Origin of the sequence: Spiroplasma sp. Moj, assembly GCF_016082285.1 — a bacterium.
Lineage (GTDB): Bacteria > Bacillota_I > Bacilli_A > Mycoplasmatales > Mycoplasmataceae > Spiroplasma > Spiroplasma phoeniceum.
Window position 1 is genome coordinate 1 of the sequence record NZ_MQTY02000166.1, and the last position, 716, is coordinate 716.

Below are 716 nucleotides of genomic sequence, written 5' to 3' on the forward strand. Positions count from 1 at the left end.
TTGCAATTATTAATAGATAGCATAGAAGATGTATTTAAAATTAAATAATTTAAATAAAAAAGTCATTTTTNGTTGTAGGAAAATATTAAATTTTTAAATAAAAAACATAATTAATTAAAATTATAATTTGCTATTAGTATCTTTTTAAAAATATTTACAATTATTTTAATAGGTTATGCAAGAAATCTAATGATTGATAAATTGTTGTCAAGAATGTCGAACTGGTTCATATAAAAAGGACAATAATTCATCATAAGAAATAAATGCTTTTTGATCATAGAATGGTAAATTAGTATAATTAACTGGACTTAAAAAAGCATTTGTTAAATTTTGTTCAAGTTTTGTTGCAATATTATTATTAATTCACATTCCTCAGTAACCTCGATTTTGTACTCAAGTTTTATTTGGAGCATATTGTCGATTTAAATCAATTTGATTAGCAATTGATTTATCAAGAGTATAATAGACTTCTTGCATAACCTATTAAAATAATTGTAAATATTTTTAAAAAGATACTAATAGCAAATTATAATTTTAATTAATTATGTCTTTTATTTAAAAATTTAATATTTTCCTACAACGAAAAATGACTTTTTTATTTAAATTATTTAATTTTAAATACATCTTCTATGCTATNTATAATAGACTTCTTGCATAACCTAGTTATTTTAAAATTCCTATAAAATATATTTAAAATAGAAATTATAGGAATCTAA

General features: G+C 18.9%; 1 protein-coding gene. It reads right to left on the reverse strand.

Annotated elements, in window-relative coordinates; translation table 4 throughout:
* Positions 1-186: 186 nt before the first annotated feature.
* The gene (locus tag BST80_RS05325; protein WP_415746292.1) at positions 187-477 is read right to left on the reverse strand and encodes a hypothetical protein; all 291 of its coding nucleotides are present in this window, start codon (positions 475-477) and stop codon (positions 187-189) included.
* Positions 478-716 lie beyond the last annotated feature (239 nt).